Source organism: Pareuzebyella sediminis (assembly GCF_008367235.1).
In the GTDB taxonomy this organism is placed as follows: Bacteria; Bacteroidota; Bacteroidia; order Flavobacteriales; family Flavobacteriaceae; genus Pareuzebyella; species Pareuzebyella sediminis.
Window position 1 is genome coordinate 1,043,122 of the sequence record NZ_VTZS01000001.1, and the last position, 18,499, is coordinate 1,061,620.

Annotated in this window: 22 protein-coding genes; 8 read left to right on the forward strand and 14 right to left on the reverse strand. The window is 40.3% G+C overall.

Annotation, left to right across the window (positions count from 1 at the left end):
- The first annotated feature begins 2 nt into the window (after positions 1-2).
- The gene (locus F2B13_RS04375) at positions 3-836 is read left to right on the forward strand and encodes a DUF4249 family protein (RefSeq protein ID WP_149303352.1); all 834 of its coding nucleotides are present in this window, start codon (positions 3-5) and stop codon (positions 834-836) included.
- A gap of 36 nt (positions 837-872) precedes the next feature.
- Positions 873-1,100 carry a DUF6095 family protein gene (locus F2B13_RS04380; RefSeq protein WP_149276059.1) on the forward strand — a complete coding sequence of 76 codons (228 nt, stop codon included), beginning with the start codon at positions 873-875 and terminating at the stop codon, positions 1,098-1,100.
- Between the two features lie 41 nt (positions 1,101-1,141).
- Here the strand turns inward: F2B13_RS04380 and F2B13_RS04385 are convergent, their stop codons facing one another.
- Entirely contained in the window at positions 1,142-1,831 is a 690-nt protein-coding gene (locus F2B13_RS04385; RefSeq protein ID WP_149276060.1) for a DUF4294 domain-containing protein, read from the reverse strand.
- A gap of 104 nt (positions 1,832-1,935) precedes the next feature.
- Here F2B13_RS04385 and F2B13_RS04390 point away from each other — a divergent pair, with 104 nt between their 5' ends.
- Entirely contained in the window at positions 1,936-3,024 is a 1,089-nt protein-coding gene (locus tag F2B13_RS04390; RefSeq protein WP_149303353.1) for a M42 family metallopeptidase, read from the forward strand.
- Positions 3,025-3,117: 93 nt separating this feature from the next.
- The gene (locus tag F2B13_RS04395) at positions 3,118-3,666 is read left to right on the forward strand and encodes an NUDIX hydrolase (RefSeq protein WP_149303356.1); all 549 of its coding nucleotides are present in this window, start codon (positions 3,118-3,120) and stop codon (positions 3,664-3,666) included.
- Here F2B13_RS04395 and hisS read toward each other — a convergent pair.
- From hisS to rpsF, 5 genes are all read right to left on the reverse strand, one after another.
- Positions 3,661-5,037 (reverse strand): histidine--tRNA ligase, encoded by a 1,377-nt coding sequence (hisS, locus tag F2B13_RS04400; protein ID WP_149303358.1) that lies wholly within the window; start codon positions 5,035-5,037, stop codon positions 3,661-3,663. The genes F2B13_RS04395 and hisS overlap by 6 nt on opposite strands.
- Positions 5,038-5,122: 85 nt before the next feature.
- Positions 5,123-5,593, reverse strand: a complete 471-nt coding sequence (locus F2B13_RS04405; RefSeq protein WP_149276064.1) for a DUF6495 family protein — start codon at positions 5,591-5,593, stop codon at positions 5,123-5,125.
- A 66-nt stretch (positions 5,594-5,659) separates the two neighbouring features.
- The gene (gene rplI / locus F2B13_RS04410; protein ID WP_149276065.1) at positions 5,660-6,112 is read right to left on the reverse strand and encodes a 50S ribosomal protein L9; all 453 of its coding nucleotides are present in this window, start codon (positions 6,110-6,112) and stop codon (positions 5,660-5,662) included.
- Between the two features lie 12 nt (positions 6,113-6,124).
- A complete protein-coding gene (gene rpsR, locus F2B13_RS04415) occupies positions 6,125-6,421 on the reverse strand; it encodes a 30S ribosomal protein S18 (protein ID WP_100868856.1) in 297 nt (98 codons plus the stop codon).
- 4 nt (positions 6,422-6,425) lie between these two features.
- Complete coding sequence (gene rpsF / locus F2B13_RS04420) at positions 6,426-6,764, reverse strand: 30S ribosomal protein S6 (RefSeq protein ID WP_149276066.1); 339 nt, start codon at positions 6,762-6,764, stop codon at positions 6,426-6,428.
- Positions 6,765-6,995: 231 nt separating this feature from the next.
- Here rpsF and F2B13_RS04425 point away from each other — a divergent pair, with 231 nt between their 5' ends.
- Entirely contained in the window at positions 6,996-7,688 is a 693-nt protein-coding gene (locus F2B13_RS04425) for a LytR/AlgR family response regulator transcription factor (protein ID WP_149276067.1), read from the forward strand.
- A gap of 85 nt (positions 7,689-7,773) precedes the next feature.
- On the opposite strand, the gene priA is transcribed toward F2B13_RS04425, so the two are convergent.
- Genes priA through nadC form a run of 4 tightly spaced genes read right to left on the reverse strand, consistent with a single transcriptional unit; the run spans position 7,774 to position 12,509 of the window.
- Entirely contained in the window at positions 7,774-10,227 is a 2,454-nt protein-coding gene (gene priA, locus F2B13_RS04430; protein WP_149303360.1) for a replication restart helicase PriA, read from the reverse strand.
- Positions 10,228-10,242: 15 nt separating this feature from the next.
- Positions 10,243-10,683, reverse strand: coding sequence for a DUF2147 domain-containing protein (locus F2B13_RS04435; protein WP_149276069.1), 441 nt, complete (start codon positions 10,681-10,683; stop codon positions 10,243-10,245).
- Positions 10,680-11,651 carry a YihY/virulence factor BrkB family protein gene (locus F2B13_RS04440; protein WP_149276070.1) on the reverse strand — a complete coding sequence of 324 codons (972 nt, stop codon included), beginning with the start codon at positions 11,649-11,651 and terminating at the stop codon, positions 10,680-10,682. Before F2B13_RS04440 ends, F2B13_RS04435 begins: the two co-directional genes overlap by 4 nt.
- A complete protein-coding gene (gene nadC / locus F2B13_RS04445; RefSeq protein WP_149303362.1) occupies positions 11,652-12,509 on the reverse strand; it encodes a carboxylating nicotinate-nucleotide diphosphorylase in 858 nt (285 codons plus the stop codon).
- Between the two features lie 154 nt (positions 12,510-12,663).
- Here nadC and rlmH point away from each other — a divergent pair, with 154 nt between their 5' ends.
- The gene (gene rlmH, locus F2B13_RS04450; RefSeq protein ID WP_149303365.1) at positions 12,664-13,137 is read left to right on the forward strand and encodes a 23S rRNA (pseudouridine(1915)-N(3))-methyltransferase RlmH; all 474 of its coding nucleotides are present in this window, start codon (positions 12,664-12,666) and stop codon (positions 13,135-13,137) included.
- 58 nt (positions 13,138-13,195) lie between these two features.
- Here the strand turns inward: rlmH and serA are convergent, their stop codons facing one another.
- The 4 genes from serA to F2B13_RS04470 form a co-directional block, all read right to left on the reverse strand.
- Positions 13,196-15,088 (reverse strand): phosphoglycerate dehydrogenase, encoded by a 1,893-nt coding sequence (serA, locus tag F2B13_RS04455; RefSeq protein WP_149276073.1) that lies wholly within the window; start codon positions 15,086-15,088, stop codon positions 13,196-13,198.
- A gap of 139 nt (positions 15,089-15,227) precedes the next feature.
- On the reverse strand, positions 15,228-15,923 hold the full coding sequence (locus F2B13_RS04460; RefSeq protein ID WP_149276074.1) for a DUF3307 domain-containing protein: 696 nt from the start codon (positions 15,921-15,923) through the stop codon (positions 15,228-15,230).
- Positions 15,924-16,532, reverse strand: a complete 609-nt coding sequence (locus tag F2B13_RS04465) for a SatD family protein (RefSeq protein ID WP_149276075.1) — start codon at positions 16,530-16,532, stop codon at positions 15,924-15,926.
- 109 nt (positions 16,533-16,641) lie between these two features.
- A complete protein-coding gene (locus tag F2B13_RS04470; RefSeq protein ID WP_149276076.1) occupies positions 16,642-17,094 on the reverse strand; it encodes a methyltransferase family protein in 453 nt (150 codons plus the stop codon).
- A gap of 89 nt (positions 17,095-17,183) precedes the next feature.
- Between F2B13_RS04470 and F2B13_RS04475 the strand changes: the two genes are divergently transcribed.
- Both F2B13_RS04475 and F2B13_RS04480 read left to right on the forward strand, forming a co-directional pair.
- Positions 17,184-17,768: a non-canonical purine NTP diphosphatase gene (locus tag F2B13_RS04475; RefSeq protein WP_149276077.1), complete on the forward strand. Its 585-nt coding sequence runs from the start codon at positions 17,184-17,186 to the stop codon at positions 17,766-17,768.
- On the forward strand, positions 17,761-18,366 hold the full coding sequence (locus F2B13_RS04480) for a DUF4337 family protein (protein ID WP_149276078.1): 606 nt from the start codon (positions 17,761-17,763) through the stop codon (positions 18,364-18,366). Before F2B13_RS04475 ends, F2B13_RS04480 begins: the two co-directional genes overlap by 8 nt.
- Positions 18,367-18,499 lie beyond the last annotated feature (133 nt).

Genomic DNA, 18,499 nt, shown 5'->3' on the forward strand with positions numbered 1-18,499 from the left:
TTATGAAAAAGATGATCCTAATCCTTTTCGTTGTGCTCTATTGCTTCTCTTGCGAAGATGTCATCGAGGTCGATGTACCGACCGACCGACCACGCCTGATGGTCGATGCACTGATGAAAATAGATACTACGGTAAATTCTTCCTTATATACCGCTAGGGTAAAGGTCGGAGCTACCAACGATTTTTTCAGCGAAATAGAGCCCGTTCAATTAGAGGAAATTACCTTAACAAACCTAGCACTAGGTGAAACTATAGTTCTCAATGAAGTACAAACGGGAAGTGGCGTTTACAGTCAAGATACGAGCATCGATTTTATGACCTCCGGAACCCTGGAGCTGCAAATTGAACATAGTGGTCAGATGTATAGGGCTTCAACAACCTTCGTACCCACCGTACCTATAGAAAGTCTAGAACAAGGAGAAGGCACCTTATTTTCAGGTGACGAAACGGAAATTCTCGTTTCATTTACCGATCGGGCAAATCGTGAAGACTTTTATCTTTTCGATTTCGATTTTAATGAATATCTGGTAACCGAAGATGAATTCTATCCGGGGCAGACCTTTTCGTTCTCTTATTTCTATGAGGAAGGATTGGAATCTGGCAGCACACTAGAAATCAGCATTTTAGGAGTTGACGAACCTTTCTACAACTATATGAACCAGCTCATAGTACAATCGGGAGGAGACCAAGGACCTTTTCAGACCCCGGCAGCAACGGTTATTGGTAATGTTGTCAATACAAGTGCGAATTTGAGCGAATCTGAGAGACGCGATAATTTTGCCCTAGGTTATTTTGCCGTATGCCAAACTTATTCTGAAAGTATTACCATCGAATAGCCCTATAAATCGAAGGATTTCTATTTAAATAAAAGTATGAGAACAGATAAAGATTTGCTCGTAAAGGGCATTAAATTCCTATTCTTCACAATTCTCCTGATGTTTTCAGCTCCTTTTGCCATTTATGAAGCGTTCAAAAATCAAGAGCACCCTTTGTATTGGCCCGTCTTGATTTTGGGTCTTATATTGGCCATTGCGGCCGTGTCGTGCGGTTTTTACAGTATTAAATTGATAGTAGATGCCGTTTTTGGGAAGAAGAAATAACAAGCTATATCCATATAGTTCAAAAAGTGTAAGCCACTACTTTACTTGTTCGGCTTGTTACCGTTATTTTTCCACTTATTACTGAGCTGGGCGTAATCATAATCCAAGACCGATTCTTGGCGTTCCAATCTTTCTGCGGTAAACGCCCGTTGCAGTATATCTTCTATTAAATAATCTTCGTGTGTGCGATCAGGATGAAATTCCTCCTTCAAGCTGATCTTGAATATCTTGGCAGTGGTATTGTACCAAAAGGCCCGCCACCCACTTCGCAAGTCCTTGACCAAATCAAAAGCGGTCGTACCTGTCTGCCGGTAAATTAATTTAACCAAGATCTGCCCCTCCGTTCGGGTCAATTTTTTCAATTCTTCCGAAAATTCATCCTCTATGAATCTCTGAACTTCTTTAGTGTACCTCTTCTGATGTCGACGTTTCTTTATTTTAGCTATACTGTCGTTCAATTCAACAAGACGTTCGGCGGCCAATTTGGCGTATGGATACACCTTTAAGGTCTTTCTACGTAAAATATAATAACGAAGTTTGTCTTTATAAGAATCGAACTTTAATCTCCCGAAAAGATAAACTTCGTCGAGAGCGATTGAACTGTGAAAAATCGAATCACCTTCAACCATTACTAAATTCTCGGAAATAGAGTCTAAGGGTTCTTCTTCAATTTGGGCAAAACCCCCAAAACCGAGCGTAATAAAAAAAAGAAAAAACAGGTTTTTTTTCATGCCAGCCATAAATACAAAAGCCTTGCCAAAATTAACGATAAATGTTCGCCCTTATTATTAATTAAAAGTGAATATTCCTAAGTTTGTAGCTAAAATTAATTTTAATGGCCAATACGAAAATTATCACCAAAAAGTCCCTTCAATTTTTTGAAAAGTATCTGAACAACGCCTCCCCGACCGGATACGAATGGGAAGGGCAAAAGATATGGATGGAATATCTCAAACCCTATGTCGACACTTTTATTACCGACACTTATGGTTCTGCAGTCGGCGTCATTAATCCCGAGGCGCAGTACAAGGTAGTTATCGAAGGACACTCTGACGAGATTTCATGGTATGTAAACTATATTACGGACAACGGCCTGCTCTACGTCATTCGAAATGGGGGTAGCGATCATCAAATAGCCCCTTCAAAATGGGTCAATATACATACCAAAGCCGGGGTAGTCACAGGTGTTTTTGGTTGGCCCGCAATACATACACGCGATAAGAGCAAGGAGACACCGCCGAAATTGGACAATATTTTCATCGATATCGGCGCCAAGGATAAAGAAGAAGTAGAAAAAATGGGAGTTCACGTAGGTTGTGTTATTACCTACCCGGACGAATTCCATATTTTGAATAAGGATAAATTCGTATGTCGGGCCATAGATAACCGTGCCGGTGGTTTTATGGTTGCCGAGGTGGCCAGACTATTACATGAAAACAAGAAAAAACTTCCTTTCGGGCTCTATATTACCAACGCCGTACAAGAAGAAATCGGCCTGAGGGGCGCTGAAATGATCACGCAGACCATCAAACCGAACGTGGCTATAATTACTGATGTCTGCCACGATACAACAACCCCAATGATCGACCAAAAAACCCAGGGACATACTGAAATAGGGCAAGGCCCGGTCATTTCATACGCCCCTGCCGTACAGAATAAATTGCGCGAACGTATTATCGAGACTGCCGAAGCAAAAAAAATCCCTTTTCAACGCATGGCCGCGTCTCGATCTACAGGTACTGACACCGATGCTTTTGCCTATAGTAACGGGGGGGTAGCTTCAGCCCTGATCTCTCTACCCTTGCGCTATATGCATACCACCGTCGAAACGGTTCATCGCGATGACGTAGAAAACGTCATTCGACTGATCTATGAAACGTTATTGAACATTAAAGAAGGGGAAAGTTTTAGCTACTTTGACTAAATAGCATTGCGAAAGAAAACGGTTCAAAACCTAAAATATCGAACTGCCTAAAACCTTTTTTGCTTGCGTTGATAAACAGAGCTTACGAACTTTATGGATGAACTTGTAGATATTCTAGATGCCAACGGAAATTTCACTGGTAAGACCGCGATGAAATCGGAGGCCCACCGTAAGGGTTGGTTCCATCCGACCATTCATGTTTGGTTCTACACGAAAAATGGAAAAATACTGATTCAGCAACGGGCGAAAAATAAAGACACTCACCCCCTGCTCTGGGACGTCTCCGTTGCCGGTCACATCGGTGCAGGAGAATCCATAGAAAATTCGGCATTAAGGGAAATTCAGGAAGAGATCGGATTAACGGTCTCTCCGCAGATGCTTGAAAAAATTGGCAAGTTCAAATCGGAACATACGCACCATGCGGATTTAATCGACCGTGAGTATCACCACACATTTTTATGTGAACTTGAAGTGCCTATATCTCAACTTCAAAAACAAGAAAGTGAGGTTGAAAAATTGGCTTTGATTTCCCTTCTAAAGTTTTCGGAGGAAACATGGGGCATGGCCAACTTAAAAAAATATGTGCCCCATGAACCGAGCTATTATAAAACCATCGTCAAGGAAATTAAAAAAAGGCTATAGCCTCGAAATAAAATCTTCTATACTACTTAGGGAATAAGTCGTTTGGTTGCCACTTTTCATATGTTTTACCACGAATGAATTTTCGCTAATTTCGGCTTCTCCAATCAAGATTACATAGGGTACATTTCGTTTATCAGCGTATTTAAACTGTTTTTGAATTTTCGAACTCGAGGGATACAAATCGGCTTTTATGCCTGACTTTCTTAGCTTCCCCACAAGCTTAAGTGCTGCCATCGCTTCCTTCTCACCAAAATTCAAGCACAGTACTTCCAAGGATTGATCAATGGCCTTAGGAAAAAGTTCCAATTCTTCCATGACCAGATATATCCGATCGAGGCCAAAAGAAATCCCCACGCCACTCACATCCTTTAGCCCAAAAATACCGGTAAGATCGTCGTAGCGACCTCCCCCTCCTATGGAACCCATTTTCACGCCTTCAGGGGCACCAACCTCCAAAATGGCACCCGTATAATAGTTAAGCCCCCTTGCCAAGGTCACATCAATGGATAGCTGCGCAGATTGTAAACCTAATTCCTCGATGGTTTGTACGATAAACATCAACTCTTCCACTCCTTTACTACCTACTTCCGATTCGGCGAGTAAATTTTGAATACCCTGTAGCTGTTCTATATTGCCCCCCTGTAGCGAAAATAAGGGCTCTAGTTTATTGATGGCCGCTTGCGAAATTCCTCGTTCGAGCATTTCCTTTGTCACACCGCCTACCCCGATTTTATCCAACTTGTCCAAGGCTACCGTAAAATCGATCAATACATCTTGTGCCCCAATGACTTCTGCGATACCTGCCAAAATTTTCCGGTTATTCAATTTAATACGCACCCCCTTTAGACCCAGTTCGGAAAAAATCGCATCGTACAGCTGAATCAGTTCGACTTCCTGGAGTAGGGAATCGGAACCCACAACGTCGGCATCGCACTGATAAAACTCCCTAAAACGTCCTTTTTGAGGTCGATCGGCACGCCATACAGGCTGTATTTGGTAACGCTTAAAGGGAAAATCGATCTCATTCTGGTGCATCACCACATAACGGGCGAACGGTACGGTAAGATCGTACCGAAGTGCCTTCTCCGATATTTTTGAAGCTATGGAGAGAGAGTTTTTTGAACGGTATGTCTGATCATCAACTTTACCCAAAAAATCTCCTGAATTTAAAATATTGAAAATCAACCGATCCCCTTCTTCGCCATACTTTCCCATAAGGGTCTCGGAATTCTCGAAAGAGGGCGTCTCTATAGGCTGGAATCCGTACAATTCGAAGTACTTTTTGATACGATCGAAGATGAAATTTCGTTTGGCCACCTCGGAAGGGGTAAAATCACGAGTGCCTTTGGGAATGCTAGGTTTCTGTGCCATTAAAAAATAAAATTGTGAAATACCTTTTTTGTTGGTTCGATGACCAAAACCGGTATGTGAGGGATATTATCGCGCAAATATCGATTTAATTAATGATTTTGTCAAACCATTGGTACAATTCGCCTTTAGTGATTACGGCCCCCTGCCGAATGAGGTCAAATTTATCCATGTTCTGATCTTCGGAATATGCTTTTGAGGCGGTAAGGTACTCTACGAAATCGGATTGCCAATTTTTTTTGAACCAATCAAAACCCGTTTGGGTGGTCAAGTCGATTTCTGGATTCATAACCTTCACCGCAAAAAGTTTCATCTCCTTGTCTGTAAGTTTAAACAGATGCATTTGTCGGGCGGAGATGTTTTCAAGATAGTTCACCTTGCCCAACACCCCTTCCCATATCAAGTCACTAAAAACATCCAACTCTTCCTCTGCAACCTCAGGTTTCTCATTTTTTATGGTTTGCCACTCGTCTGCAGTGATGGATTGGGTGGCCAAAAAATTAATAAACTCTTGGTGGAGCTCTTCAAATTGCTGCTTTGTCAATCTTTGGTACTTCATTTCGCTAAATTTCATAAAAAAGCCCTCCAAAAAATGGAAGGCCTGTTATTCTATTTCATTCAAAGGTTATTTCTGTTCGGCAATAACCTCGAATTCGAATTCTACGTTCACATCCCTATGCAAACGGATATCGGCAGTATAAGGTCCCGCTCTTTTAATGGCGCCTCCTCGAATGCTAATGAATTTCTTCTCTATTTCATGCCCTTGCTTTGCTAATGCATCAGAAAGGTCTGAAGAGGTCACAGAGCCAAACAGTTTATCGGCAGCCCCTACTTTCGCAGGTATCTTCAACTCAAGTCCGTTCAGTGCAGTGGCAGTCTTACTTGCCGCATCGACTACTTTCTTTTCTTTATGGGCCCGTTGCCTTAAGTTCTCTTCAAGAACCTTCTTTGCAGAAGGTGTCGCCATAGTCGCCAAGCCTTGTGGAATAAGAAAGTTTCGGCCATAACCGTTCTTTACCTCAACCACATCGTCTTTAAAGCCTAAATGCTCTACATCTTGTTTTAATATAAGTTCCATCTTACGTTATATTTATTTTAGTAGATCGCCTACGTAAGGCATCAAAGCCAGGTGACGTGCCCGCTTTACCGCTTGGGCCACTTTGCGTTGGTATTTTAAGGAAGTACCGGTCAATCTTCTGGGCAACAATTTACCCTGCTCGTTTACCAATTTCATCAAGAAATCAGGATCTTTGTAATCTATATACTTAATGCCTGATTTTTTGAAACGGCAATACTTCTTTTTTGTATTTGTTTCGATGTTCAGAGGGGTCAAATACCGTATCTCCCCATCTTTTTTACCTTTTGCCTGTTGTTGTAATGTTGCCATGGTCTTACGCTTTAGTTTTTAACCTTGATCTTCTTTTTTCGGCCCACTCGATGGCGTGCTTATCTAATTTTACCGTTAAAAAACGCATCACGCGCTCTTCCCTTTTGAATTCTTGCTCATAAGGAGCGATTACTTCACCGGGTGCGGCAAACTCGAACAAATGGTAAAAACCACTTTTCTTGTGCTGTATGGCATAGGCCAATTTCTTAAGCCCCCAATTTTCCTTGGAGACCATTTTGGCGCCATTGTTAATTAAGAAATCTTCAAATTTCTTAACTGTTTCCGCTATCTGTTCATCAGAAAGCACGGGATTCAATATGAAAACAGTTTCGTAATGGTTCATAAATGTATATTTTTTAGGAGCGCAAAAATAAGAATATTTACGACACTTCACAAGAAAAAGGAATTTTCTTCGTTATAGATTGACAATCCTAAAAATCGAACTTAACCAAATCTTAATCTATGGTCATTGCCAAATACACAAAAAACATTGCCAAACCTACAAGTTTTATTGCAACTGAGCGTGTTTTTTTAGTATTTTGTCGATGATTTAACCCCACAAATCGACCCATTTATGAAGTTAAGAAGTATCATCGTAGACGATTCGTCTATGCAGCGAATGGCAGTCGCGAAGCTCGTAAACAGTCATCCGAATTTAGCGATGGTGGCCGAGTACAGCAACGCGATAGAAGCTAAGAATGGCATCAAAAACCATGAAATCGATCTTATTTTTCTAGATGTTGAAATGCCAATCATCAACGGATTCGACCTACTTGAATCTTTAGAAAACAGTCCACAAGTCATCTTAATTACGGGAAAGCCCGATTATGCCTTAAAAGCATTTGACTATGATGTCACAGATTACCTGCACAAACCGATTACTATGGCCCGTTTTGATGCATCGGTAAAAAGAGCCGTCGCCAAATACGAGCAAATGCACAAGGTTCAAGAAGACGAAGAACATATTTTCGTAAAAAGTAACTTAAAAAAGCGAAAAGTAATCTTAAATGATATCAAATGGATAGAAGCGCTTGGCGACTATATCAAATTGGTTACCGATGAAGCCAATATCGTTATTCTTTCTACCATGAAGTCTTTTGAGAAGCAACTACCGGAAGAAAAATTTTTGCGGATTCATAAGTCCTACATTGTCAACTTAGAAAAAATCGAAAAGTTCAACAGTAAAAATGTTGAAGTAAGCGGCAGATCTATTCCTCTGAGCCGTAATAAGAAAACGGAGTTGGCAGAGGCATTGAACAACTTCTAAAATTAGTACTACGTCATTAAAAACCGTTGTGCCTTATAAAGGGCATAACGGTTTTTTCATTTCAAAACAGGCCACAAGGGACTATCTATACATGATCTACATTATAGATTACCCGAACGCTTCGATATTGCGATACTGCATCAAATGATTTTTCGATCCTCTTTATAGCCGATTTTGTTTTCGAAAGGGACTGCCCCATCGGAATCTTTACCATTACATTTTTTAAATATTGATTTCGTATGCGCGCTACGGGTGGATATTCAGGCCCTAATACACTACCTCCAAAAGCCTTACGAAGTCCACGTGCAAACCATTCGGCAGCTTCGTTCAACCGATTATATTCCTTATGTTTAAAAGTAATTCTTATGATTCTATTTTTAGGAGGGTATTTATACTGCTCCCGTTCATACATCTGTTCTTTAAACATACCTTCATAGTCATGCGTGGTGACCTGTTTTAAGATTTGATGGTAGGGATTATAACTTTGAATGATAACCTTTCCCCTTTTTTTGGTTCGACCCGCTCTTCCGGCCACTTGCGTCAATAATTGAAAGCATCGCTCGTGGGCCCGATAATCAGGGAAATTTAATAAGGAGTCCGCACTCATAATGCCGACGAGGCTTACATTTCTAAAATCAAGGCCCTTTGTGAGCATTTGAGTACCCACTAGAATGTCTATTTCTTGTTGTTCGAAAGCCGTAATAATTTTTTCATACCCATGCTTGCCTCGGGTAGTATCAAGATCCATACGTGAAGTTTTTGCCTCGGGAAACAAAGTTTCGAGCTCTTTTTCTACCTGTTCCGTACCAAACCCTTTAGTATCTAAAGCTGAGCTGCCACAAGCCTGACAACTTTCCTGTAAGGCCATATGGTAGCCGCAATAGTGGCATCGCAATTGTTTCTTATATTGATGATAGGTCAAGCTAACGTCGCAATTAGGGCATTGGGGAGAATGGCCACATACGCTACATTCGACAATCGGGGCATATCCTCTTCTATTTTGAAAAAGTATGACTTGCTCACCTTCATCAAGGGCCGTCTGAATTTCTTCTAAAAGACGCTCTGAAAAATGACCTTTCATTCTTTTCTTTCGGGTCTGCTCTTTTAAATCTACCAATTCCATTTCTGGCATCAACACATTGCCATAACGTCTTTTGATCTCAGCCAGGCCGTATTTACCCGACCTGGTATTATAAAAACTTTCAATACTTGGTGTGGCCGATCCTAATAAGATATTGCAATCATGCAAATTTGCCAACACTATCGCTGCATCCCGGGCGTGATACCTCGGGGCAGGGTCGAATTGTTTAAATGATCCCTCATGTTCTTCATCGACAATGATCAGACCTACATTCGAAAAAGGCAAAAAGAGTGCCGACCTGGCCCCTATCACGATTTGTGCTTTTGATTTTTGGGCCAAAACATTATTCCATACCTCGATTCTTTCCTGAACGTTATACTTGGAGTGATATACCGATACCTTTTCCCCAAAATAGGCTTGCAGACGTGTGATGAGTTGTGTGGTCAAGGCAATCTCTGGCAACAAATACAAGGCCTGCTTTCCTAATTGAATACAATTTTCGATCAATTGAACGTAGACTTCCGTTTTTCCCGAAGAAGTTACCCCATATAAAAGGGTCACTCTTTTGTCGTTAAAATTCCGATGAATATCATCTAAAGCAATTTGTTGATATTCGTTCAAAGACTTAACATCGTATTCTTCATGCTCACCTTCGTAATTTACCCTATCGACCTTTATGGTATATTCCTCAAGAATATCCTTTTCAATGAGTGCCTTGATCACAGCTTTCGATGCTCCACTTACTTTTTCGAGTTCCTTGGTTTTGATCGGTTTTTTCGACACCCCTTGAATTTGAAAAATAGAAAGGATAACTTGGCTTTGCTGGGGAGCCCGAGTAAGGGATTCCAACAAGGTTTCAAGGCTTTCTTCCGATCGATAAGCATGTGAAAGCTTTACAAATCTTTCCAACTTGGGCTTGTACTGCTCGTACATTTCTTCCTTAAGTACAATTACCTTTTTTTGAAGTAACCTATGCAACACCGGAAGTACATTCTTCTTGTCCACTATGGAACTCACCTCATGAACCTTCAATATCGATTGGTGTTGCAGGGCCTCGAACACAAGAAACTCATCATCTTTTAAGGCGAGTTCATCCACCTCATGACTTGTATTTCTCAATATCAAGGTCTCGCTTTCCAACAAAAATGCGCTGGGAACGGCACTTCGAAACACCTCTCCCAAGCTACACATATAGTATTGGGCCATCCATTTCCAGTGCTTTAGTTGAAAGGCATTTACAATTGGGCTTTCATCCAAAATCCTATGAATTTCCTTAGCTTCATAAATCTCCGGCGGCGTACGATGTACCTTGAACACCAAAGCGGTGTAGACCTTCGATTTTCCAAAAGGGACCCCGACCCGCATACCGGGCTCAAGAAATTCAGCTTCAGTTTCTGAAACGCGATACGTGAAGAATTTTTCTAAAGGTATCGGTAAGATTACATCGATAAAATACATAAATTAAGTACCTTTCTATCCTTCAACCCTTACCCAAGTCTGGGTGCGGTAAAGGAAAGCCAAATAGCCCCTTACCTTTAATTCATTAGGATTTTCAGGATTTAGCCAAATTTTACATCGAAAAGTCATGGCTTGTTGAGGATCAAAAAGTGTATCTCCTTTGTATATTCCTTTGGAATGTTCTTCGGCAGCATCGATTATGGTCATACCCAAAACTGGTTTGTCCTTTCGCTCCCCTTCACATTTCGAGCATATGAAATTTTCTTTTCCCTCTTCCACAATTTCGACCACTTTGCCATACATTAATCCCTCTTCTTCATATAAATGGACTACAGCCTTGGGTTTTCCGGTTCGATCATCTATCGTTTTCCATTTACCGAAAACGCTCTGCGCCTGACCCAAATGCATAACTAAAGTCAAAATTACTATCAGTACGATTCTTTCTTTGCCCTTCATCCTTCTTTTTTATAAGTTTTGCGTAAAGAGTTCAAAGAAGCGTTCAACTCGAACCCGAGCAACAAGATATTAGAATTTAACCAGATATAGACCATCAAGATCAACAAACCGCCCAATGCACCGTACAATTCGTTATATCGTGCAAATTTTTCAACATATACCCCGAAAAGATATGAGGTTACCATAAATAGAAGAGTGGTCATCAAAGCACCTATGGAAAAGAACTTGGCCTGTTTTCCTTCAGTGGTCCCAAAATAATATAAAATAGCCGTAGTCAGGTAAGACAATAGAAGAAAGAAAACCACCTTACCTATTTGAGCACCTACAATATCATTTTCGGTAAGGTCGTACCCTCTTGTTCTAGCCGCCCAAACACTTAAATAATCAAGTATATAAAATTCCACATACACATAGGCAACGGCACCCACAATTAGCAAAATCGACAGAATCAAACCTACCATGAGGGCATAAAGGTATTGTCGAAAAAAATTACGGGTCAGTTCGACATGGTAAGAATTTTCGAAACCTCCGAATATGGCGTTGACCCCATTGGCCATCAAGAAAATGGAAATAAAAAAAGCCGAAGACAGAAGTCCTCCACTTTTCTGATCTTTAATCTGTTGATAAATATCGCCGAAATAATCACTTGTCGCGGTCGGCAAGAAAGATTCGAGAAAGACCAAGAACTGGGAATCAAAATTCTCATTACCCACACTAACATAAGGTATAATGAAAGGTATTAGGGTAATTAGAAAAATCAATAGCGGAAAAAGAGCTAGAAAGAGACTAAAGGCAATAGAGCTGGCTCTTGTCGATATCGCTCCTTTAAAAATACCGAAAATGTACATTTCAATTAGGTCGTACAAAGACAAACCCTCAAAAGCTGGCAGTTTTATGCCTTTCAAGAATCTTGCCAGTGCATTGAGAATCGGGATTTTTTCTAAATTTTCCTCGATTTCTTTCGACATCTACACCGCTTTTAGACTAAGGTCCATATTGTGAACCGAATGTGTTAAAGCACCGGAAGAAATATAATCTACACCACATTCGGCATATTTACGGATGGTCTGTTCATTAATTCCTCCAGAAGATTCTGTTAAACAGGTTTCACCAATCATTTCGACGGCCTTGCGGGTGTCCTCGTAATTAAAATTATCAATTAGAATACGATCAACACCACTAGTTTCAAGGATTTCTTCGATCTCAAGCAAATTTCTTGCTTCCACAATAATTTTCAAATCCTTTTCGGTTTCCTGCAGATAATTTTTTGTTTTCTGAATGGCTTTTGTGATTCCCCCTGCAAAATCGATATGGTTGTCTTTAAGCATTATCATGTCATAAAGAGCGAACCTATGGTTTTCACCTCCACCTATTTTTACGGCCCACTTTTCCAACGCTCGAATGCCAGGCGTTGTTTTACGGGTATCAAGAACCTTCGTTCCCGTACCTTCCAATAAGGTAACAAATTCATTCGTTTTAGTGGCAATGGCACTCATCCGCTGCATTGCGTTCAACACAAGCCTTTCAGCCTTAAGTATACTTTGCGAACTACCGGATACGTAAAAGACGATATCTCCATACTTTACTCGTGTACCATCTTCGATCAACACTTCTACATCGAGATGTTCATCGACATACTTGAAAACCTGTTGGGCAAACTCAACGCCCGCGATAATACCGGTGTCCTTCACCAATAGTTTAGCTTTCCCTGTAGCCGTTTCTGGTATACAGGCCAAAGAGCTGTGATCGCCATCTCCCACATCTTCTCGAATAGCGTTTCTGATTATAGCATCTACTTCATTTTGAAACTGTGTTTGGGATATCATAAAAGGATATTTACATTAGGCTAAATTACTAAAATGTTAGGGGTTTCCCGCCCATCCTTTCCGAGTAATTTCCAAGGCATGTTTTAAATAGTGATAAGCCCAACAAGGCGAATACCACCTCTAGATATATGTGAAATTGCCCTTATATTTGCACATGACCATCACTCTAATTACCATTGGAAAAACCGATAGTGCAGCGCTGCAACAGTTAATAGCTACCTATGAGCAAAGGCTTCAGCACTATGTTAAATTCGAATTTTTAGAGCTTCCTGATATTAAAAAGACCAAGAACCTTTCGGAAGAACAACAAAAACAGAAAGAGGGTGAACGTCTGCTCAAGGAAATAAACAAAGGAGATATACTAGTTCTTCTCGACGAGCGTGGAAAGCAACTAACCTCTAAAGAATTCGCCGACTACCTCCAAAAGAAGATGAATTCTGGTATTAAGAAGCTCACATTTGTTATCGGAGGGCCCTATGGATTCAGTGAATCGGTTTTTCAAAGGGCACAAGGCAAGATCAGTTTGTCAAAAATGACCTTTTCACATCAAATGGTTCGGTTGTTTGCAATAGAACAACTATATAGAGGGTTCACAATTTTAAGGAACGAGCCCTACCATCACGAATGACAACCGGACCGCAGAAAGGATTTAAATCTGGTTCCAACTATATATGTACCTATACATTTTAATAAAGCACCCTGAATTTAATGGTGTGCTCGACCTTTTTAAGGGCCTTGATGACATCTTTATTGTACTCCTTGTCCAAATCGGTAATCACATAACCTACTTCACTATCGGTCGATAAATACTGACCCGAAATATTCATTTCATACTTTGCCAACACTTCATTGATCTTGGCCATTATACCCGGTACATTCTTATGAATATGTAAAAATCTGTGCGCTTTATTTTGTTTTGGCAGACGGATATTCGGAAAGTTGACGGCATCTACCGAATTACCCGTATTGATATAATCCATTATCTTGTTTGGAACAAAGTCAGCTATATCTCTTTGGGCCTCTTCGGTACTTCCACCCACATGAGGCGTCAAAATTACGTTCGGCAGGCCTTGTAAAGGAGTGTAAAATTCGCCATTTGCGCTCGGTTCTTCCGGATACACATCTATGGCCGCTCCCGCTAATTTTCCACTCTTGAGGGCATCGGCAAGTGCCCCAATATCGACCACGAAACCCCGTGAAAGATTAATTAACATTGCACCGTCACGCATTTGTTTTATTTCACGCTCACCAATAAAACTTTTATTGGCCTTATTATCGTCGATATGCAAGGTTACTACATCTGATACGTTTAGCAAATCTTCTAGGGAACCACATTTTTTGGCGTTGCCCAATGATAACTTATCCTCGACATCGTAATAATAGACCCTCATACCAATGGCTTCCGCCAATATCGATAATTGCTTGCCTATATTGCCATAACCTACGATACCTAGGTTTTTGCCTCGGACTTCACGTGATCCCTCGGCCGTCTTTTGCCATTGGCCACTATGTAGCTCTGAACTTCTGGCAAATACACTCCGCATAAGCATAATTATCTCTCCGATTGCCAATTCGACAACAGATCGGGTGTTGCTATATGGGGCATTGAAGACCACTACACCCTTTCTTTTTGCATGCAATAGATCGATTTGGGTGGTTCCTATACAGAATGCACCGACAACCAACAACTTGTTGGCGGCGTCGAGCACCTTTTGGGTCAGCTGGGTCTTTGATCGTATTCCCAACACATGTACCCCTTGAATCTTTTCGATCAATTCATCTTCAGAAAGACTATGTTTAATAAGCTCTACGGAAAAACCATCTTCGGAAAGGTTTTCAAAAGCCGCAGGGTGAATATTTTCAAGCAATAGTATCTTAATTCTGTTTTTCGGATAGGAAAGGTTTCTAGGCAAATCGTTAACAAATAAAAACTCGTCCATATTGGGTGCAATATGGTCGGCCGCCTTGGTGGCCTTTTCACGGTGTACATTCTCGGTGTAAGCAAAAAATTTGTGTGCGATACCTGCTTCTCGCATCACATAATCACTATAGCCATCCCCTATCACCTGAACTTCTCCTTCAAGGTTCATTTGTTTAAGGCACTCTATCTTTCCATTATGTTGCGACAGCACATTGTTTTCATCAAAACCGATTATGTTTCCTTCATTATCGAATTTGAAAGTATTGGCATATACCCGTTCGGAAGGTATATTGTACTCTTTAACTATAGGGTCTATAAATTCCTTAAAACCGCAAGAAATTACATAAATATCATCTGAAAATTTTTCAAAGAATTCTTTATTGGAAGCAATGGATTTGGAAATTTTTTGTTGCAGTTCCTTCACCAAAGGCTTTAAATCATCTTTGTGTGCATCCAATAGTTTAATGCGCCTCTCAAGGGATTCGGTAAACGAAATGTCGCCATCAATACCCAAATTGGTTATTTCTTGAATCTTGTTTACGATTTCTTCCCTGTTCGGCTTTCCCTCAAGGGTCATTTCCGCCAAGACATCAAGGGCCTCTACCCGTGTTAAGGTACTATCAAAATCGAATACATATTTTCTGCCTGTGCCTACCATAGTTTCAGTAAAAAATTAGGGCACAAAAATAAAGATTAATTTGCTCTATTTGTGCGATTGTTATCAAAAGTTATCCCTATACCTAATCGCTTGTTGTTTGACTTATTTTAACTGTATTGACCGAAACCAAAAAGCCGTTTCAAGAATTTGCGTAGATGATTCCTGTGATTACGGCAAGGCCAAAACTCAGCAAAGTTCCGATCAAAATATACTCGGTAAGTTTTCTATTGTTACTTTCCTTTAGGTCATTGAAGCGAAAAACCGATTTTGCCCCAATCAAAAGACCAATAGCTTCCCATCGTCCCAAAATTATGAACAGTAATACGAACAAACGTTCAATAATACCTATATACTTTCCGGCATTGGGCAATGATTTATGATCCAGTTCGATCTTATCCGACATGGCTTCCAGTAACTTACCCATGATAATGGCTGAAGGAAAACTGACAAAAACAATGGCCGTTACCAAAGCCCAATCTATATTTTGAATAAGGGAAAGCGTGTGTTCCGTAAAATTAGTAGCGTATGCACAGGCATACAATATGATAAGGTGCAAAAATTGATCGAGAAAAAAAGGAATGCTTTTTAAGCGAAACAAGGGGGTGACGTACAACTTTGTCAAATCAATAACATAGTGTGAAACAGCGATGAACAGAACCATTTTCCAATAGCTTAAATCCCATAGTAGGAGCATTGTAACCAAAAAATGGAATACCACATGAAAGTAGAGATATCGTGATTTAACTTTATTGGTTTCTTTATGTAAGACCCAGCGGTTGGTCTGCAATATAAAATCTGCAATCAAATGGGCCAAAAGAAGCTTAGTGAACAACATTTAACGTATTTCTTTTAAGGTATGGGAATAATAATCCAGTAAATCGAACACCAAATCGAGACGTGCTCTTTTTTGGCGCTGACTAACTGCCGACTGCTGAATATCAAGAATTTGTGCAATATCGGTTTGGGAAGCATCACGGTTTTCCAAGGTCATGGACACAATTTCGGCGGAAACTTGACTCCAGTCGTCCATAAAGTTCAGGGCCAATTTCAACATAAGGTTAAGGGTCTGGTCTATAAAATCATGGCCAGTAGTAATCTTAAGAGTTATTTTTTCTTCCTTTAGTGATTCAAGAGTTCTCCCCGACCTATGGTAGGCGGGTCCGTTAGATTCACTGATACTAGACCCTTTATACGTTTCTGTACCTATACCAATGCCCATACGGACATCCAAACCTTTAATGGTTTTTAGTATGGCCTTGAGATGGATTGCCGTTTCCAGAGCCTTATCTTTTTGTATTTTCAACTGAAACTCATCACCTCGATAGATTTCCCAATCCAAAGGTGATTGGCCAATTTTTGATAGATATTCCTTCAAAATACCCAACCACACAGATGATTTGTGATTTTCAGAGTCTATAATGTCACCAGTAATAATCGCAATCATAAAATATAAGCTAAAAGGCTAATATATAAAAATATAAGCTAAATAACTAATATTTAATACTATTAGCTAAAAAGCTAATAAATTAGGATAGTAGCAGAACTGCTACTACCTAAAACCATCTTCGTGTCTTCATGCAATATTGTCGATATCGATTGCCAAAAATTTTCAGCAAGGCCTCCTCTTCCGGAATAATCTGAAAATGGTTCATATATCCAACAAAGGCTGCCGCCAATAACGTATTGAAGGCATTCCCCAACCAAATACCCCATGCCAATAATATCATTAATAACGCTAAATACATCGGGTTTCGGGAGTATGCGTAAACCCCCCTATCAACCAACTCTTTGGCCTTAGAGGGATGAACGGGATCGACCGTGGTACGTGATAAAAAAAATTGAGCCAACGCAACGATAGCAATGATACCCGCCGATACCAACAAAAAAAACATGAGATAACGACGCCCAAAAAATTCAAAGTTGCCAAAAGGCAAAAATTTTGCGAGAAGATACATCGAAAGTCCAAATACGATAAAAACGATTGCCGGAGGTAATTTTAATTTCATAACGCCTAGTTAACCCATCACATCCCAAAATTACTATTTTTGAACCAGTTCAGTTATGGGCACCTCAATCAAAAACCAAGGAAATAAAAATGAAACTCGTCTTCGCCACCCACAATCAAAATAAATTCGAGGAAGTAAAAAAAATAATGCCCAAGCAAATCAATTTAGTAAGTCTAAGTGATATTGGTTGCCGTGATGAGATTGCCGAAACCGGGAAAACACTTGAAGAAAACGCTAGACTAAAGGCCGACTTTGTGACCAAAAATTACGAACTACCCTGCTTTTCAGACGATACAGGCCTTTTAGTTGACGTACTGAAAGGCGCACCAGGGATCTATTCGGCACGATATGCCGGCGAAACGAAAAACTCCGAAGACAACATCGAAAAACTTCTGGCCGAATTAGAGGGGATAACCGAACGCAAGGCATGTTTCAAAACTGTCATTGCCCTTAACCTCAATGGAAAAAGTCATATTTTCGAAGGGATTGTAGAAGGTGAGATTACTACCGAAAAATCTGGTCATCATGGTTTTGGATATGACCCGATCTTTAAACCTTCAAACCAAACAGCAACTTTCGCCCAACTGCCTCTAAAGATCAAAAATAGCATTAGCCACAGGGGGAGGGCCATTCAACAACTCCTAACTTTTCTTAAAGCACATCTAGATGGGTAAAACTAAAAAGACAACCGAGCGCGTAGGTGCACTTATCATTTTCTTTGTTACAGTTCTAGCCATTATGAATATACTCAATGGAATAAACGAAGAAAAAGTAGTAAACGCCAATAACCAACAACTAAGTTATTCCGATTGGTACGGTAGCAAAAGTATTAAGCAGGTCTTAAAGGAAAACGAGAGGGATTATCTGGAATCATTAAAAAAATCAGGTCTTATCAATGATGAAAAATTACCGGCCATTCAGGCCGAAATAGAGAATACAAAATCATTAATATTAAAATATGAGGCCGAGAAAACGGAAATATTATTAGGCTCCGAGAACATTCCCCGAGGGTATTGGGCCCAAGACCTTGATGGAGAACTGGGTAAAATAGTAGGACTAAAAGAATGGCAGAAAATTTCAAATGACTATTCTAAATCCGTAGCCCAGGTCAACCTTGGCATTTTATTTCTACAAATCAGTATTTTATTCGGGGTTATTATTCTAGTTATTTCCGAGGCGGATACCATGCTTAAAATTTTTACGGTACTCATGTGGGCCTCTGGCCTTTTAGGTATCGCTATTTCCATATATGGCTATGTATTTTCCGTTTAAAAGTCAAAGCACCCCATAAATGGTGCTATCTCAATAATAAAGACTACCTTTGCCGCTTAATTTTAACGCCGCCGGTATGGCAGGTGTTGCTCTGAGTACAAGGGTTATACACGATAATCGCTCTACGCAACAC

Excerpts from the sequence above, each read along its gene's own strand:
- F2B13_RS04375 (WP_149303352.1), top strand. The coding sequence starts at position 3 with ATGAAAAAGATGATCCTAATCCTTTTCGTTGTGCTCTATTGCTTCTCT.
- F2B13_RS04380 (WP_149276059.1), top strand. The coding sequence starts at position 873 with ATGAGAACAGATAAAGATTTGCTCGTAAAGGGCATTAAATTCCTATTC.
- F2B13_RS04385 (WP_149276060.1), bottom strand. The coding sequence starts at position 1,831 with ATGAAAAAAAACCTGTTTTTTCTTTTTTTTATTACGCTCGGTTTTGGG.
- F2B13_RS04390 (WP_149303353.1), top strand. The coding sequence starts at position 1,936 with ATGGCCAATACGAAAATTATCACCAAAAAGTCCCTTCAATTTTTTGAA.
- F2B13_RS04395 (WP_149303356.1), top strand. The coding sequence starts at position 3,118 with ATGGATGAACTTGTAGATATTCTAGATGCCAACGGAAATTTCACTGGT.
- hisS (WP_149303358.1), bottom strand. The coding sequence starts at position 5,037 with ATGGCACAGAAACCTAGCATTCCCAAAGGCACTCGTGATTTTACCCCT.
- F2B13_RS04405 (WP_149276064.1), bottom strand. The coding sequence starts at position 5,593 with ATGAAGTACCAAAGATTGACAAAGCAGCAATTTGAAGAGCTCCACCAA.
- rplI (WP_149276065.1), bottom strand. The coding sequence starts at position 6,112 with ATGGAACTTATATTAAAACAAGATGTAGAGCATTTAGGCTTTAAAGAC.
- rpsR (WP_100868856.1), bottom strand. The coding sequence starts at position 6,421 with ATGGCAACATTACAACAACAGGCAAAAGGTAAAAAAGATGGGGAGATA.
- rpsF (WP_149276066.1), bottom strand. The coding sequence starts at position 6,764 with ATGAACCATTACGAAACTGTTTTCATATTGAATCCCGTGCTTTCTGAT.
- F2B13_RS04425 (WP_149276067.1), top strand. The coding sequence starts at position 6,996 with ATGAAGTTAAGAAGTATCATCGTAGACGATTCGTCTATGCAGCGAATG.
- priA (WP_149303360.1), bottom strand. The coding sequence starts at position 10,227 with ATGTATTTTATCGATGTAATCTTACCGATACCTTTAGAAAAATTCTTC.
- F2B13_RS04435 (WP_149276069.1), bottom strand. The coding sequence starts at position 10,683 with ATGAAGGGCAAAGAAAGAATCGTACTGATAGTAATTTTGACTTTAGTT.
- F2B13_RS04440 (WP_149276070.1), bottom strand. The coding sequence starts at position 11,651 with ATGTCGAAAGAAATCGAGGAAAATTTAGAAAAAATCCCGATTCTCAAT.
- nadC (WP_149303362.1), bottom strand. The coding sequence starts at position 12,509 with ATGATATCCCAAACACAGTTTCAAAATGAAGTAGATGCTATAATCAGA.
- rlmH (WP_149303365.1), top strand. The coding sequence starts at position 12,664 with ATGACCATCACTCTAATTACCATTGGAAAAACCGATAGTGCAGCGCTG.
- serA (WP_149276073.1), bottom strand. The coding sequence starts at position 15,088 with ATGGTAGGCACAGGCAGAAAATATGTATTCGATTTTGATAGTACCTTA.
- F2B13_RS04460 (WP_149276074.1), bottom strand. The coding sequence starts at position 15,923 with ATGTTGTTCACTAAGCTTCTTTTGGCCCATTTGATTGCAGATTTTATA.
- F2B13_RS04465 (WP_149276075.1), bottom strand. The coding sequence starts at position 16,532 with ATGATTGCGATTATTACTGGTGACATTATAGACTCTGAAAATCACAAA.
- F2B13_RS04470 (WP_149276076.1), bottom strand. The coding sequence starts at position 17,094 with ATGAAATTAAAATTACCTCCGGCAATCGTTTTTATCGTATTTGGACTT.
- F2B13_RS04475 (WP_149276077.1), top strand. The coding sequence starts at position 17,184 with ATGAAACTCGTCTTCGCCACCCACAATCAAAATAAATTCGAGGAAGTA.
- F2B13_RS04480 (WP_149276078.1), top strand. The coding sequence starts at position 17,761 with ATGGGTAAAACTAAAAAGACAACCGAGCGCGTAGGTGCACTTATCATT.